The organism is Mesorhizobium sp. WSM2240 (assembly GCF_040438645.1).
Classification (GTDB): domain Bacteria; phylum Pseudomonadota; class Alphaproteobacteria; order Rhizobiales; family Rhizobiaceae; genus Allomesorhizobium.
The window spans coordinates 324,869-339,130 of sequence record NZ_CP159253.1; the positions used below are offsets into that span (position 1 = coordinate 324,869).

Sequence of the window (14,262 nt, forward strand, 5' to 3'; positions counted from 1 at the left end):
AAAACGATGGGCACGATCCTTCACAAGATGCTGCGTACGCTCCCGACAGCCGCTCTGGTGGCGGGACTTGCGGCAGGGCCGCCTGCACCATCGGCCGCCCAGGAACAACCGGCCCAAGCGGCGGCAGATGCGGAAACAGGGGCCGAAGACATCGGCATCTTCGCCTTCGAGTCCGAGGACGAGCCTCCGCTGTTCGACGATCCGGCTCCAGCGATTGATGCCTTCAAGAAAGCCTTGGCCGACAACGACTTCGACGGTTTGGCAAAGTTGCTCGGCCTCGATGCCGCCAGACTTAAGGGCGCGGAAGGTGTTATGGACACCTTTGAGCAGATACGCGAGGGCGCGGCCAGGCAACTGGTTGTCGCCGACATCGAGAACGGCAAGGCGTTGCAGATCGGCGACAAGCTGTGGCCGTTCCCGTTTCCGCTCCTGAAAGGCGAGGAAGACGGCAAATGGGCCTTCGACACGCGGGCAGGCCTTGAGGAGATCGTCAACCGGCGCGTCGGCGAGAACGAACTGGAGGCTATCGCCGCCATGCGCGCTTATGTCGAGGCGCAGAAGGACTATGCCGGACAGGACCGCGATGGTGACGGGGTCGAGGAATTCGCGCAGAAGCTGATCAGCACCGAAGGCACGGCCGACGGGCTCTACTGGCCGACTGATGACGTCAACGGCGAAAGTCCGGCGGGCGACCTCAGCCAGGCTGAGCTGGACGACGCCGCGCAGGGCGACGGCTATTTTGGCTACCGCTTCAAGATCCTGGCCGGCCAGGGCGACCGGATCGCAGGCGGCGCCTACGACTACGTCATCAACGGCAACATGATCGGCGGCTTCGCACTGATCGCCTGGCCAGTCAAATATGCCGAGACCGGCGTGCACACTTTCGCTGTCAACCAGCACGGCATCATCTATGAAGCCGATCTAGGCCCCGCGACCGAGGCCATCGTCAGATACATAGATCGCTTTAATCCCGACGAGAGCTGGAGCGTTGCCGCCGACTGAGGAGAGCCGACGCCCCCTTATCGGATGCAGACCGTGCAGAACCTCCCGATGAGCCGGTGCAACTCATGATCCAACTGGCGTCCTTTCTTGCAAGGCCTCTTTTGGGCAAGCTGCCGGTTTCCAAGGGAGCGAAGGACAAAATTTCTGCAGTTAACGCCCTGCTGACCGGCGGTTCGGGCGAGACGTGGATTCCGCTTGCCAGGCAGCAGGCGACCCTGCCGGTCAAGACCCAGGTGCGAAGCCAATCCGCAACCGGCGAACAGGGGGAGTGCGACCACGAGGGCAAGCCGCTGCGCTGGGCGCAGTTCGACTGGCCGGCGCAGCAGGTCGACTAATGTACCCTGCACAAGCTGAGCTGGCGTTTCTACCGGAATGGCCTGATCTGCCTCGAACTGGCAGCCAGCAAGGATGAGGCGGGCTTGGACACGCGCGATCTGGTCGGCCACTGCATCGAGCTTCGCGCCACCAGCGGCTTTCTCATAGGTGTATGGTCGGCCGCATTCATCATTTACAAAGGAGACGACCACACGGTCTTTCATACGGCGGCAACGGATGACTTCCTGCCGCTCAAGCTGCATTTCGATGAAATCGCCGACTCGCAGGACGGATTCGGTTTCAGGATTTGAGTGTCGAGCGGCTTGCCAGATTGACCTCTCGCCTGTCCGCTTGCCGTGCAGCGGCGTCCTGCATTTCTGACACCGCGGCTAAAATCATCTCGGGCAGAGACAATGCTTTGCGATCCTTTAGCGATACCTCTTGTCGTGGCCGGATTCGAAATTCGATTTTCGACCGTGAGACCCGCAGGCCGCCGCCGATCTCCTCAACCTGCGGTTATGGGCAACGGCACCTCAGGGTCGGGTGCACCAAATTCCGTTGAAGGCCAGCTTTTCGAGAGCCAGTGGCACTTGCGTATGACCGGTTCGGGTCATGAGTGTCGGTTGCGCCCGGATGTCCGATTTCGGGAAGGAAAATCCGGCGCGGCAATTTCCGGATTCGGGGTCACGTCACGACGATACTCGCACCGACCTGAAGGTCCGCTATTGAAGATCGGAGGCCCGAAGCTGCCAGGCCGCTTCCGGCCCCCCGAGCGGTAGTGCCCTGCGCCGTTTCTCCTGCGGCCAATCAAGGCCGAGGAGAACTCATATGGGCCATTCAAATTTCGATGACGCTAGCCGAGAACGCGGCGCCTGGAACGCTGGAAAGAAGGTGGGAACGAAGCGGCCGCTCACACAAAAGCAAATCTGGGCCGTTCGCTTCTTCCTCGATCGAGAGCGACGCATTCGTGACCGTGCATTGTTCGACCTTGCGATCGACAGCAAGCTTCGCGGCTGCGACCTGGTCAAGATCAGGATTCGGCAACTGGTCGCCGGGCCGGAAATCAGAACCCGTGCGATCGTAGTTCAGCAAAAGACGGGTCGTCCGGTCCAGTTCGAGATCACCAGCGACGTGAGAGCCAGCCTTTTAGCCTGGCTCGAACGGCGAGGCGGCACGGTCGACAACTATGCATTCCCCAGCCGGGTCGATCACGCCCACCACATCAGCACGAGGCAGTACGCCCGCTTGGTTGACGAATGGGTGATCGCGTTTGGCCTGCGTCCGGAGGTATATGGCACTCACTCACTTCGTCGCACGAAAGCATCAATGATCTACAAGGCGACGGGAAACCTCCGCGCTGTTCAGATCCTGCTCGGCCACTCCAAGATCGAAAACACCGTTCGGTATCTTGGTGTCGATGTCGAGGATGCGCTGCTCTTAGCTGAGCGGACTGAAATCTGACATTGAAGCGGTCACCCGATGCATCGCGGATGACCGCTTCGGCTCCCAAGATACTTTGCGGTTCGGTCTGTCCTGGGTGGATTCCTGCCCGACCGCTTCTGGCCGGCGCAGCTGGGAAAGCGGCCATTCAGATGGCCGCCGCACGTCGACCGCAACGCGCCCCCATCTCAGCCGTAGAGATCGGCTTCGCAGCTTCTTGAAAGCGGACCTTGCCGGCGATCACGCTGGAGATCGTGGTTACGCCATTTCCTGCCATTCCCGGCGCATCTCCAAAGCCGCCGTTCGTCCGACCGCTTGAGTCGACCCAGAGCAGTCGTGGATGTGCTCGGCCCAGCTGTCTGTGCTCACTGCACGAGGTATCTGATCGACGTGGTGCAGTCGCAGTCGGAATGATGCAAAACTGCGAGGCAGCCGATCATGCGTCGGCGTTGGCCTTGTGCTGCCCGCATTCGCGCTCTGGCGGCCTTCCATACCACCTTTGCTTCTCGCCGCCGCTGCGAATATCGTGGCGGCATATGTAGCCCTGCGGATGCTCACCGAGTGCGTTAAAAATCTCACCCGTTTCCAGTACTTCGTATCTCCATGAAAGCATTCGCCAAGAGCCTACCAAACCTGCGGGCAACGCACTCAATTGTGATCTCCACAACCAAGGAAACTGTCATTACAGCCCTCATCAGTAACCGTAGCCCCTGGCGTGGTGTAACCGACGGCGCGGTCGCCGCGCTCCCCCGACAAGGACCGGCAAGATCAGCATGTCACGGCCGACAGGCTGATGAGATGGTCATCACTCATCTGGCTGATGGTCTCAAGCGTCATGCAGCAGGCGATCGAGCGATTTCACGCGACGCGCGCAGGCCGGCCCAGGGCCACGCATGTAGTACAGTTCGGGCCGGTACTGCGGAGCAACGAATTCGCGAAAGGCTGATACCAGCTTAGCAATGAGAGCCCATGATCCCATGACACCGATCCCCGTCCGACACACTTCGTTCCAGTTCTATTCACCGCGTGAGGTCACATGTTCGGAGCTTGCCTGACGATCTCTGACCGATGAAATGCCGTATGACGATCGATACAATGCGCGAGCCGCATGGGTGACGCGCTCAAGCGAGCGCAAGGTGCTGAGAATTGTGCCTCGGGGCCCCGTGAGCAGAAGGTTCGCCGTGGATCTCGCGATCGGCGAGGTCATCCTCGCACACTTGCCGACATCCGCTGCCATTTCCCGAAGCGGCCGTTCACTTGTCTCGAGCGGCGCTACATCAAAATCCCCGCGGCAAGGCAACCGCAAAGAAGATCAGACCTACGTAGGTCAATTGATGCACGAATTGATCGGCGCCATGAAGTGCCCAGTATGCGCGCGTGTTGGGACCCGCATGGCTCCGCGCCGATAACCCGGCCTTGGTGTAGTCGGTCGCGTAGTGGACCGCGAATTCTGCGGCGGACAGGAGCACGATCACAGCGGGCTCCTGTCCGGCAATGAGGAAGGCCGGCAGCGAACCCAAAGCATGTAGGCCCGCATGGGCATAGCCGCCGGCGCAGCGCAGATCGCCCTTGCCGCGCAGCATCCAGCCCGGCTGAAGCAGATAGTCGGCGACGAAATGCTTGAGCTGGAAGCATAGAAGCATTGCGAGCGTCAAAGTCATCATCTGCATGACCATCCTCCATGGCCGCGTTGTTCGATTGCTGGAGCATGCTCCGAAAGTCCCAAGGCTGTCGGAATAGGCTGCAGCTAGTCGGTAACTCCGGGTTCCATTCCGACTCCATCGGAATGGAACTCCAGCGTGTGCACCAGGACCGGGACCGCCTTGCCGCGAACGTTGGCAACGCCGAGCGGCCGCAAGGGCAATCCTTCGCCCGCCTGTGCGACGGTCATGTCGCTGAGCACAATTTCAGCGCCGTGTTCCTTGGCGACCCCTACAAGGCGGCTGGCGAGATTGACTGTGTCGCCGATGGCCGTGTAGCTCAGCCTTTCAACCGATCCGACATTTCCGACGAGCGCGATCCCGCTGTTGATGCCGATCCGCACCCTTATGTCGCGGTGATCCGGCGAGACGGCAGGAAGCGCATGCATTGCCGCCCGGATCGCTAACGCCGCGCGGCATGCCCGACGAGCATGATCGGGCACCGGCGCCGGCGCATTCCAGATCGCCATGACTGCATCGCCGATGAATTTGTCTACGGTGCCGCCCTCCGAATGAATGGCCTCGACAGCAAGCGTCAGAAAGTTGGTGAGATGCGGCTGGACGTCCGGCCCGAGCCGCTCGGTGAGCTCGGTGAAGCCCGGCAGATCGGCGAACATGACGGTGACCTCCACCAGCTTGCCGCCGGGCGCGGGTTTCAATCCGCCGGCGACGAGCGGCCTGACGACATCGAGCGGCATGTATTTGGCGAAGGCGGACAGGCCGGCGGCCATGCGCTTCAGCGCTTCGGAGAAATCGTTGAGTTCGGCAAGGAATGTCGGGACGTGGCGGACCTGATCGAGCGAGAACCGCTCGATTTCGCGGAGCTGGGCGGCAAGCGCACCTATCGGCCGCGCGAACAGCAGGTTCGAAAACAGCACCGCCGCCGCCGCCGCCAGCACGACCAGGCCGACAACGACGAGCAGCACGCGACGCGTGTTGCGGTCGATCTCTCCGGCGAACGCCGAACGCGGGATAGCCGTGAGGAGCCGCCACTGCTCGAAGGGAAGCGCGAAGGATGAGACATAGACCGGGCCGACTTCGCCGCCATCGGCCAGCGTGCGGAACTCCTTGCCGCTGGTCCGGGCAATCGCCGCGCTCGCCGCGGCCGCCAGCGCGTCGTCGCGCGGAAAGTCGGCGAGATGCGCCGGCATGAGGCTGTCCGGTGCGCCCGATGCCGCCAGGACCTTGTCGTCGCCGCCCAACATGAAAGCGCGGCCGTGGCCGGATATCTGCAGGCCGCGCAGCGTTTTCGACAGATTGGAGAAGCTGACGGCCACCATGACGACGCCCTGATACCGGCCGTAGAGTTCGACCCGTTTGGACACGACGACCGAGGGTTCGAAACCGTCGGGCAGAACGTCGATCACACTCCAGACCGGTTCCGCCGCCGCCATCGCCCGGCGATACCAGGGCGCTCCAAGCGCGACATAGGCCGTCTCGCTGTGGATGCGCTCCTCGAACATCACGTCGCCGGGTATCGGGTGGTAGATGTCGCGCCGCAGGGGCCGCGGCATGCCCGGCGTTCCGGCCCCGATCTCCACCATCTCGATCTTGCCGCCGGCTGCAGCGTGCGAGCCGAAAAACCGCCCGTCGGGAAAACCGAAGCCGATCCAGCCGATCGCCGGCTGCTCGCGCATCAGCGACAGGAACAGGAATTCGCGCTTTACTTCGTCGTCGGCCTTGATCGTTCCCTGAAAAAGGATCGAGCGGATAATCTCGGCCGTCCCCGCCACGATGGCGAGCGTGGATGTCAGTTCGCCGCGCACGGTGTCGGCGCTCTGCGCGTCGAGGCTGGCGACGATCTTTTCCACGTTGCGCGTCGCCGTGTGCTCCCAGATGAGATGCACCGACGCAGCGGTGGAAATGACCGCGACCAGAAGCAGGGCCGTCATGGCCCGCCCCAGCGCGATGCGCGGCAGGTGCGGGCTAGCGGTCGCGGCGTTCGGTAATGAGGCGCGCGCTGCGGTCGAATGTTGCATAGGCCCAGGCCCAGTCGAGAAACACGACGATGCGGTTGCGGAATCCGACAAGGAACCACAGATGCGCGAAGCTCCAAAGCAGCCAGGCGAGGAAGCCGCCGAACCGGAAGCGGCCGAGATCGGCCACCGCGGCCTTGCGCCCGATGGTGGCGAGATTGCCGTAATCTGCATAGCGGAACGGTGGCACCTCGCTTCCGGCAAGCCGCGCCTTGATCAGGCCGGCCACATAGCGGCCCATCTGCTTGGCGGCCGGCGCCACGCCCGGCACAGGGCGGCCATCCCCTCCCTTTACGGATGCGGTATCGCCGATGACATAAACGCCTTCGCGGCCGGGCACGTGCAAATGATCGTCGACGACGACGCGGCCGGCACGGTCGGACGGGACGCCAAGCCATTTCGCTGCGCGCGACGCCATGACGCCCGCGGCCCAGAGGACGCATGCGGAGCTGATCCGCTGTCCGTTGGAAAGGGTCACGCCATGTTCGTCGCATTCTGTGACGGCGGCGCCGAGCCTGACCTCTGCTCCCAGCTTTTCGAGCTGGCGCCTAGCGGAATCGGAGAGATTCTCCGGAAACGCGGTGAGCAGCCGCGCGTCGGCTTCGACGAGCACGACCCGGGCAGTGGAGGAATCGATCTTGCGAAAGTCGTTCACGATTGCCTTGCGTGCAAGTTCGACGATGGCGCCGGCGAGTTCGACGCCGGTCGGCCCGCCGCCGACCACTACGAAGGTCAGAAGCTTTTGGCGAAGCTCCGGATCTTCGGTGACTTCGGCCTTTTCGAACGCGGTCAGGATGCGGGCGCGGATTTCGGTGGCGTCGGCGATCGTCTTGAGGCCGGGAGCAGTCTCTTCCCAGTCATCATGGCCGAAATAGGCATGTCGCGCGCCAGTGGCTATGACCAGATAATCGTATGGCAAGCGCCTGTTGGCGGTCAGAACGGTCTGCGTCGCAGTGTCGACGCCTTCCACCTTCTCCATCAGAACGGTCGCATTCTTCTGGCCGGCGACGATGCGCCGGATGGGCATGGCTATCTGGGCCGGCGAAAGGCCGGCGGTCGCGACCTGATAGAGCAGCGGCTGAAACAGATGATAGTTCCGGCGGTCGACGATGGTGACGTCGACGGGAGCGTTGCGCAGCCCAAGCGCCGCGTTGAGGCCGCCGAAGCCGCCGCCAAGAATAACGACCCGCGGCCGCAGCGCCGGTTCAGCGCCCGCGCCGGTTTGCGGCTCGTCCAGTTCAGCGACCGTCATGACGACCTCGCCGGCGGATTGGCGCAGCATCGGTCACGCTCCGCGACGGAAGTAACTGGCAGCCAGGTGATCCAACGATACAACGCCTGCGCCGCGCGCGAACACCAGAAGAAGCAGCGAGGCCCACATGAGATGCTCGGCCCAGTGCCCCGGGAAGACGAAGACCTGGATCACGGCGACAACGCCGAGAAGCATCAGCGCACCGATGCGCGCGAACAGGCCGAAGAACAGCAGAGCGGCGCCGGCGATTTCGGCGGCGGTCGCGAGCGGCGCGGCGATTGCCGGGCTGATCAGCGGCAGATTGTATTCGAAAGCGAAAAGCTGCAGCGTCACCGGCCAGGAGGCGAGCTTGGTCTGTGCCGATTGCCAGAACACGACAGCGACCGCGACGCGGCCGGCCAGCTGAACGAGCGAGAACGGCAGGCGGCCCGCCAGGTTAAGCGCGTTGCGGTAGGTAGCGATAAGGCTGCGGCTGCCGCTTGCGGGCATGTCTTGCGTCATAGTCATGCGATTCTCCATTTTTTGCTGGTCAGCGGTTAAAGCGGATGCCGGTCACCAGACCGTCGCCGAAAAGGCTGACGAGTGCGCCAAGAACATCGAACATCGGTTCATGGGTAAGGGAGCGGGAAACCGCCTTCTCCAGGCCGAGCCCCATCTTCAGCGAATAGCGGAAGGAGAACTGCGCGCTGCTGAGGCCGAGGAAGCGGATGGTGTCGCCCTGCCGCCAAAGCGCGATGCGCTCGGCGCGGCGCTCCCAGCTTTCGGTCATAGCCGGGCTGGCGCCGTTCTGATGCGCCGACCAGATGGACAGCACCGGCCAGTGGGAGATGACGAGGCGCAGCGAAGGCTGAAGCGCGAGTTCCGGGGCAGCCCCTGAAGCATCGCCGTCCAGAGTAGCAAGTGTGAGCGGTGGCAGCGACGCCGCGTCCAGCGCTTCGGCGATCGCCCATTCCAGCCGCGCCGTTTCCGCGACGAAGGGCATTTCGGCCAGGCCTTCAAAAGTCCTCAGAAAATTCGGGAAGTCTGCGCCGTAGCGGACCAGCCGCGGCTCGCTCGGCGGATCGCGGCGGATGAATTCGCTCGCCGCGTAGCGGAAGAAGCGCTCGTCGACCATCCGCACCGTGACGGGGAAAACCGCTATCAGGGTCGCTGTCAGCGAGGCGCGCGTATTGTTTTCGTAGATTCGAAGCCGGCGGTAGGGATTGCCCCGTCCGGCGGAGACCAGCGACGAAACGCCGGAATGCGGCCTGCCGAGCACGGTTTGTGCGATGGTGTTCTGCAGGCGTTCAAGCGACGACATGGCGGGTCCTCCCAGATGCATGGTGCGTGGACGGGCGCACGGGCTTCACCGCCTCGAATGCGGCGAGCACAGGCATGCCGCGCTGCAAGGGATCGCGCTCGAAGGGCAGGATGATGCCGGGAGCGCGGCGCGGGGCCGCCGAGCTTTCGGTTTCCTGGCGCTTGCCGAAAGCGATCGAAGCAGCGAGCATATCCGCCCACATCGCCTCGCCCAGAAGCACGTCGAGCGCGGGGACCTCCGTATCCCATTCAATAAGTGTCGGACGCGGGCCGAACTTCTCTATAGCGCCGGCATAGAGCGCCCAGACCGCGGGCGGAACGCGCGATCCGTGATCATCGATCAGAACGATGTCGTCGCCGACGTCGTTGACGGCGTGGCCGGCCAGATGGATCTCGCCGATGGCGTCCGCGGGCAGCACGTCGATGAATTGAGCGGCGTCAAAGCCAATATTGTGTGCGGAAACGTAGACGTTGTTCACGTCGAGCAGCAGACCGCAGCCGGTGCGCTTGACGAGCTCGGCGAGGAACTCGGCCTCGCTCATCGTCGATCCGCTGAATTCGATGTAGGCGGAAAGGTTTTCTATCAGGATGCGGCGCTGAAGCGTCTCCTGAATGAGATCGACGTTGGCGGCGACGATCGCCAGCGCCGCTTCATCGTAGCACAGCGGCAAAAGGTCGTTGAGGTAGGCGCCGTCGGCGACGCTCCAGGCAAGGTGCTCGGATACGAGATCGGGTTCGAAACGTTCGCAGACCCCGCGCAGCCGTTGGAGATGCGCGCGGTCTACGCCTGCGGCGCTGCCGAGCGACAGGCCGACGCCATGCACCGACAGCGGATAGATCTGGCGCAGCTTCTCCAGCGCCGAAACCGCGGCGGAATCGCCCATGTAGTTTTCGGCGTGCACCTCCAGCCAACCCGCCGACGGACGGCGGCTCAGCATTTCGGCGATATGCGCCGAGCGAAGACCGATGCCCGCGGCCTGCGGGATCGGAAGGTTAGGAAGCTTGTTGGGCATCGGTCTTCTCTTTCGGGTTGGCTGGAATGGCGGTCAGGCCTTGGGTTCGGTGGAACCGCCGGCGAGCTTTCCGCAGGTGCCGGCCGGCACGTAGATCCAGGCGTCCGCCTGGTCGTCGGCGGTAGAGGTGCCGGCGCAGGAATGCGTCGCCGTCTGGCAGTCGTTCTGGCCGGCTTTGACGACGCCGTAGCATTTCTCGAACGAGAAATCGGGCTGGGCGGCCGGGCCTGCGAAGGCGGCGCTCGCGCCGAGCGTCGTCATTGCCGCGAAGGCGGAATAGATAAGCGGTTTGGTGTCGATCATGATGTCATCTCCTGGTTTGTGGTTGGTCAGACCGGCATTCGGCCCGTCCGACGCCAACTCTCCCCGATCGCGGCGCTCGACTGAAATGCTCTCTCCGCATGGATTCGATAGGCGCGCCGAATGCGCCGCATGAAGCCGTGAAAACCCCTCCGGAGGGGCGGCCGGAGGGGTTGAAACCTGTGCTTGAGGAGGGTGCGAGCACAGGCTCGAGAAACCGTTTGCTGGAGCGGGAGAACTCCTACAAATAGCGGCTCTCTACATCGACGGTGGACTGTTCTCCGATCTGGCCGTAGTGGCGCTCCAGCCATTCGTCAGCCTTCTCGCGGCCCTTGTCGCGCAGCTCGGTCAGGGCGCCCCAGTCGGCGTTGAGTTTGCTGGCGACGCCGAGCTTCTTCATCGTGCCATCGTCGGATATTCCGTGGATGTAGACGCGCTTGAGGTCGAGCCCTTTGCCGGCTTCCGAGTCGATCAGCTTGGTGACAAAGGCGATGGCGCGCATCTCGCGCAGCAGCGAGGAGTTGAAGCTTATTTCGTTGATGCGGTTAAGGATCTCGATTGCGCTATGCGGCAGCTCGGCGCGCTCGATCGGATTGATATGAACGATCAGCACGTCGGGCGTCTCGGCCGAATAAATAAGCGGAAAGATTGCCGGATTGCCCATGTAGCCGCCGTCCCAATAGGCCTCGCCGTCTATCTCGACAGCCTGGAACAGGAAGGGCAGGCAAGCCGACGCTATGATCGCGTCGACCGACAGCTCGTCGTTCGAGAACACCTTGACCTTGCCGGTGCGCACATTGGTGGCGCAGATGTTGAGCTTGAGCGCGCAGCGGTTGCGGCGCACCGCTTCGATGTCGATCGACTGCTCCAGCACCGATTTCAGCGGATTGAAATTCAGCGGATTGAATTGGTAGGGCGACATCAGCCGCGTCACCAGATCGAACATCAGGAAAGCCGGCGAGTTCTCCAGTGAACGCGTACCGGTGACGCGGTCGAACAGGCTCGGCTGCAACGGGCTGAAGGAGGACGCATGGCTGACGCGTCGCCAGAAATTGGCAAGTGCGGTCTGCGCGCCCTTTTTGCCGCCCTCGGCCAGCCCGTAGGCCATGACCGCGGCGTTCATGGCGCCGGCGCTGGTCGCCACCACGCCTTCGAAGGAGAGGTTCTGCTCGTCGAGCAGACGATCCAGCACGCCCCAGGTGAAGGCGCCGTGGGCGCCGCCGCCCTGCAAAGCAAGGTTGAGCGTTTTTTGCGGGCGCGCCACCGCGGCGGCGGCGCCCAGCTTCACGACATCGGCGTGGGTGTTCATCTTTCCCTCCCGGGACGGCTGCGGGCAATTGCGCGGCTGGTCAGTGGGCGGTCCAGCCGCCGTCGACCGGCAAGGCCGTTCCGGTGATGGATGCGGCGCAGTCGCTGCACAGGAACACGGTAAGCGCGCCCATCTCCTCCACGGTGGCGAAGCGCCGGGTCGGCTGGTTCTTCAGGAACACGTCGCGAATAACGGCGTCGCGGGCGATGTTGTGAGACTTGGCCTGGTCCTCGATCTGCTTCTCGACCAGAGGTGTCCAGACGTAGCCAGGGCATATGGCGTTGGAGGTGACGCCGTGTTCGGCGCCCTCGAGCGCGACCACCTTGGTCAGGCCGACGATGCCGTGCTTGGCAGCTACATAGGCCGACTTGAAGGGCGACGCAATCAGCCCGTGAGCGGAGGCGATGTTGACGATGCGGCCGTAGCCGCGGCCCTTCATCTGTTCGAACGTCGCCTGGATCAGGTGAAAGGCTGAGGAAAGGTTGATCGCCAGTATCTGGTCCCATTTGGCGGCGGGGAACTCGCCTATCGGTGCGACATGCTGGATACCGGCATTGTTGACCACGATATCGATCTGGCCGAAGCGAGCGATGGCGCGTTGCACCATCATGCGGATGGCGTCGGCGTTCGACATATCGGCGCAATCATAGGCGACGTCCACGTCGTTCTCCGTGGCGATCGCCGCGCGCTGCGTCTCGATCTCGACGGGATCGCCGAAGCCGTTCAGCATCACCGCCGCTCCGTTCCGGGCGAGAGCCTGCGCGATGCCCAGGCCGATGCCGCTGGTCGAGCCGGTCACGACAGCCGTGCGGCCTTCCAGGGGACGGCGAAGAGCCAGTTCGTTGGATTCAGATATGTCGACGTTGAGCATTTCGGTCTCCGTTGATGCGTTTCGGAGACCCTGGGCGATGGCCGCTCAACAATAAAATGCCGGTGTGCTATCAAATCCATACGCGTATTGCATTGGCTGAACGGCACGCGTGCGCACTAGGGGATGGGCATGGACATTCATCACATCCGATACTTCCTCGCCGTCTGTGAAACACGCAATTTCACGCGCGCCGCGGAGAAGTGCAACGTCACCCAGCCGGCGCTGAGCCGCGCTGTACAGCAACTCGAGGACGAGGTCGGCGGTCTCCTGTTCCGGCGTGAGCGCAACCTCACCCACATCACCGACCTCGGGGCACTGCTCAGGCCGCGCTTCCAGCAGATACTCGATGAGCTGACCGGAGTGCGCCAGGAGGCGTCGCGCTTCCTCTGCTTGAAGGATGCGCATTTGAAGGTCGGCATCATGTGCACGATCGGTCCGCGCCGCTTCACCGGCCTGCTCACCGATTTCAATATGCGCCACAAGGGCATCCAGCTCCAGCTCGTGGAAGGCGTACCCGGCCGACTCTCGCAATTGCTAGAAGCCGGCGAGATCGACGTCGCGATCATGTCTTCCAGCGACAGCTTCCCGGAACGTTTCGACGTCACCTCGCTGTTTCGCGAGCGCTTCATGCTGGCCTTCCCGACTGGCCACAGGCTGACCCAGCACGATGTCGTGCCGATCACCGCGATCGACGGCGAGATCTATCTCAGGCGGGTCAATTGCGAATACTGGGATCACCTGTCGGAGATATGCACATCCAAGGGCGTACGGCTGCGCATCTCCTATTCAAGCGAGCGCGAGGACTGGATCCAGAACATGGTCGCCGGCGGGCTCGGCATCTGCTTCCTGCCCGAATACACGGCCGTCATACCGGGCCTGCAGATACGTCCGGTATCCGAGCCGGACGTTACGCGCGACGTGTGCCTGGTCACCGTCGCTGGCCGCCGCTTCTCGCCGGCGGTGTCGACCTTCGTCGGAGCTGTCAAATCCTATGGCTGGGCTGAAGGCGGATCGATCGCATCCCCACGTCGCAGTGCGGCGTGAGCTGAACCCGGATAGGCGGCCTCGTTTGTCGCCGCCCGCCGGGCAGCTCCGCCTATGCTTCCGGGCGCACGCGATAGCTTCAGGCTATAGAATTCAAAAGCAGGTGGCATTTCGCTAAGCCGCTGCAACCGGCCAATCTCCTGGCCATGCCCCGCACGTTCCCGCGCCGGGCTCAACAAAGGAGAAATCGCAAATGTTCCTGAAAACCATCGCTGTCCGCAACCCGGCGAAGCTCGCTCTGGCATTCGGCCTTTTGGCCTCCGCCGCGGCGTTTTCCGCCGCCCCCGTCCACGCCGGCGAATGCCCCGCCGATCAGGTCGCCGCCGGCGCCATGCAGCCGGGCGCGACCGCACCCAAGGATGTTGCCGACGAGGTTCTCGCCTCCATCGACCTCAGCTCGAAGGGCGCAGACTGGAAAGGCAACATGTTCCGGTTGCGCAAGCTTGTTGTGCAGCCCGGCGGCATCGTGCCGTGGCACGATCATAAGGCGCGCCCGGCGAACATCTACATCGTCGAAGGCGCGATCACCGAATACCGCAGCGACTGCAAGGTGGCCATCGAGCACAAGGCCGGCGAAGTCACCGAGGAGTTCGGTGATCTGGCGCATTGGTGGCAGAACAACGGCTCGGCGCCCGCCGTGCTGATCTCGGCCGATATCCTACCGCCGGAGATGGATGACGACCACACGATGTGAGGCCGACGAGACCCGTTCCAGCCAGCGCGTCTCCGAACCCGGCCGGT

The 14,262-nt window shown here is 63.2% G+C and carries 15 protein-coding genes; 6 read left to right on the top strand and 9 right to left on the bottom strand.

The window, feature by feature from the left end; genetic code table 11:
- Positions 1-6: 6 nt before the first annotated feature.
- The 4 genes from ABVK50_RS01570 (at position 7) to ABVK50_RS01585 (ending at position 2,778) form a co-directional block, all read left to right on the top strand.
- Entirely contained in the window at positions 7-1,002 is a 996-nt protein-coding gene (locus ABVK50_RS01570) for a DUF2950 family protein (RefSeq protein ID WP_353643110.1), read from the top strand.
- 65 nt (positions 1,003-1,067) lie between these two features.
- Positions 1,068-1,337, top strand: a complete 270-nt coding sequence (locus ABVK50_RS01575) for a hypothetical protein (protein ID WP_353643109.1) — start codon at positions 1,068-1,070, stop codon at positions 1,335-1,337.
- Between the two features lie 84 nt (positions 1,338-1,421).
- Positions 1,422-1,628 (top strand): hypothetical protein, encoded by a 207-nt coding sequence (locus ABVK50_RS01580; protein WP_353643108.1) that lies wholly within the window; start codon positions 1,422-1,424, stop codon positions 1,626-1,628.
- A 517-nt stretch (positions 1,629-2,145) separates the two neighbouring features.
- Complete coding sequence (locus tag ABVK50_RS01585) at positions 2,146-2,778, top strand: tyrosine-type recombinase/integrase (RefSeq protein WP_353643107.1); 633 nt, start codon at positions 2,146-2,148, stop codon at positions 2,776-2,778.
- 1,256 nt (positions 2,779-4,034) lie between these two features.
- On the opposite strand, the gene ABVK50_RS01590 is transcribed toward ABVK50_RS01585, so the two are convergent.
- The 9 genes from ABVK50_RS01590 to ABVK50_RS01630 all read right to left on the bottom strand — a co-directional run bounded on the left by ABVK50_RS01590 (position 4,035) and on the right by ABVK50_RS01630 (position 12,477).
- Positions 4,035-4,427 carry a DUF3307 domain-containing protein gene (locus ABVK50_RS01590; protein WP_353643106.1) on the bottom strand — a complete coding sequence of 131 codons (393 nt, stop codon included), beginning with the start codon at positions 4,425-4,427 and terminating at the stop codon, positions 4,035-4,037.
- A gap of 77 nt (positions 4,428-4,504) precedes the next feature.
- Positions 4,505-6,349, bottom strand: coding sequence for an adenylate/guanylate cyclase domain-containing protein (locus ABVK50_RS01595; RefSeq protein WP_353643105.1), 1,845 nt, complete (start codon positions 6,347-6,349; stop codon positions 4,505-4,507).
- A gap of 34 nt (positions 6,350-6,383) precedes the next feature.
- On the bottom strand, positions 6,384-7,685 hold the full coding sequence (locus ABVK50_RS01600; RefSeq protein WP_353646051.1) for an NAD(P)/FAD-dependent oxidoreductase: 1,302 nt from the start codon (positions 7,683-7,685) through the stop codon (positions 6,384-6,386).
- 33 nt (positions 7,686-7,718) lie between these two features.
- Complete coding sequence (locus tag ABVK50_RS01605) at positions 7,719-8,192, bottom strand: DoxX family protein (RefSeq protein WP_353643104.1); 474 nt, start codon at positions 8,190-8,192, stop codon at positions 7,719-7,721.
- 22 nt (positions 8,193-8,214) lie between these two features.
- A complete protein-coding gene (locus ABVK50_RS01610) occupies positions 8,215-8,985 on the bottom strand; it encodes a DNA-binding domain-containing protein (protein WP_353643103.1) in 771 nt (256 codons plus the stop codon).
- A complete protein-coding gene (locus tag ABVK50_RS01615) occupies positions 8,972-9,997 on the bottom strand; it encodes a DUF692 domain-containing protein (RefSeq protein ID WP_353643102.1) in 1,026 nt (341 codons plus the stop codon). The genes ABVK50_RS01610 and ABVK50_RS01615 overlap by 14 nt, the downstream gene beginning before the upstream one ends.
- 33 nt (positions 9,998-10,030) lie before the next feature.
- Entirely contained in the window at positions 10,031-10,300 is a 270-nt protein-coding gene (locus ABVK50_RS01620; RefSeq protein WP_353643101.1) for a DUF2282 domain-containing protein, read from the bottom strand.
- Positions 10,301-10,538: 238 nt separating this feature from the next.
- Positions 10,539-11,606 carry a patatin-like phospholipase family protein gene (locus ABVK50_RS01625; protein ID WP_353643100.1) on the bottom strand — a complete coding sequence of 356 codons (1,068 nt, stop codon included), beginning with the start codon at positions 11,604-11,606 and terminating at the stop codon, positions 10,539-10,541.
- A 40-nt stretch (positions 11,607-11,646) separates the two neighbouring features.
- Positions 11,647-12,477, bottom strand: coding sequence for a 3-hydroxybutyrate dehydrogenase (locus ABVK50_RS01630; RefSeq protein WP_353643099.1), 831 nt, complete (start codon positions 12,475-12,477; stop codon positions 11,647-11,649).
- Positions 12,478-12,606: 129 nt separating this feature from the next.
- On the opposite strand from ABVK50_RS01630, the gene ABVK50_RS01635 reads away from it, so the two are divergent.
- Together ABVK50_RS01635 and ABVK50_RS01640 are read left to right on the top strand one after the other, a co-directional pair.
- Positions 12,607-13,521 carry a LysR family transcriptional regulator gene (locus tag ABVK50_RS01635; RefSeq protein ID WP_353643098.1) on the top strand — a complete coding sequence of 305 codons (915 nt, stop codon included), beginning with the start codon at positions 12,607-12,609 and terminating at the stop codon, positions 13,519-13,521.
- Positions 13,522-13,714: 193 nt separating this feature from the next.
- Positions 13,715-14,215, top strand: a complete 501-nt coding sequence (locus ABVK50_RS01640; protein ID WP_353643097.1) for a cupin domain-containing protein — start codon at positions 13,715-13,717, stop codon at positions 14,213-14,215.
- Positions 14,216-14,262 lie beyond the last annotated feature (47 nt).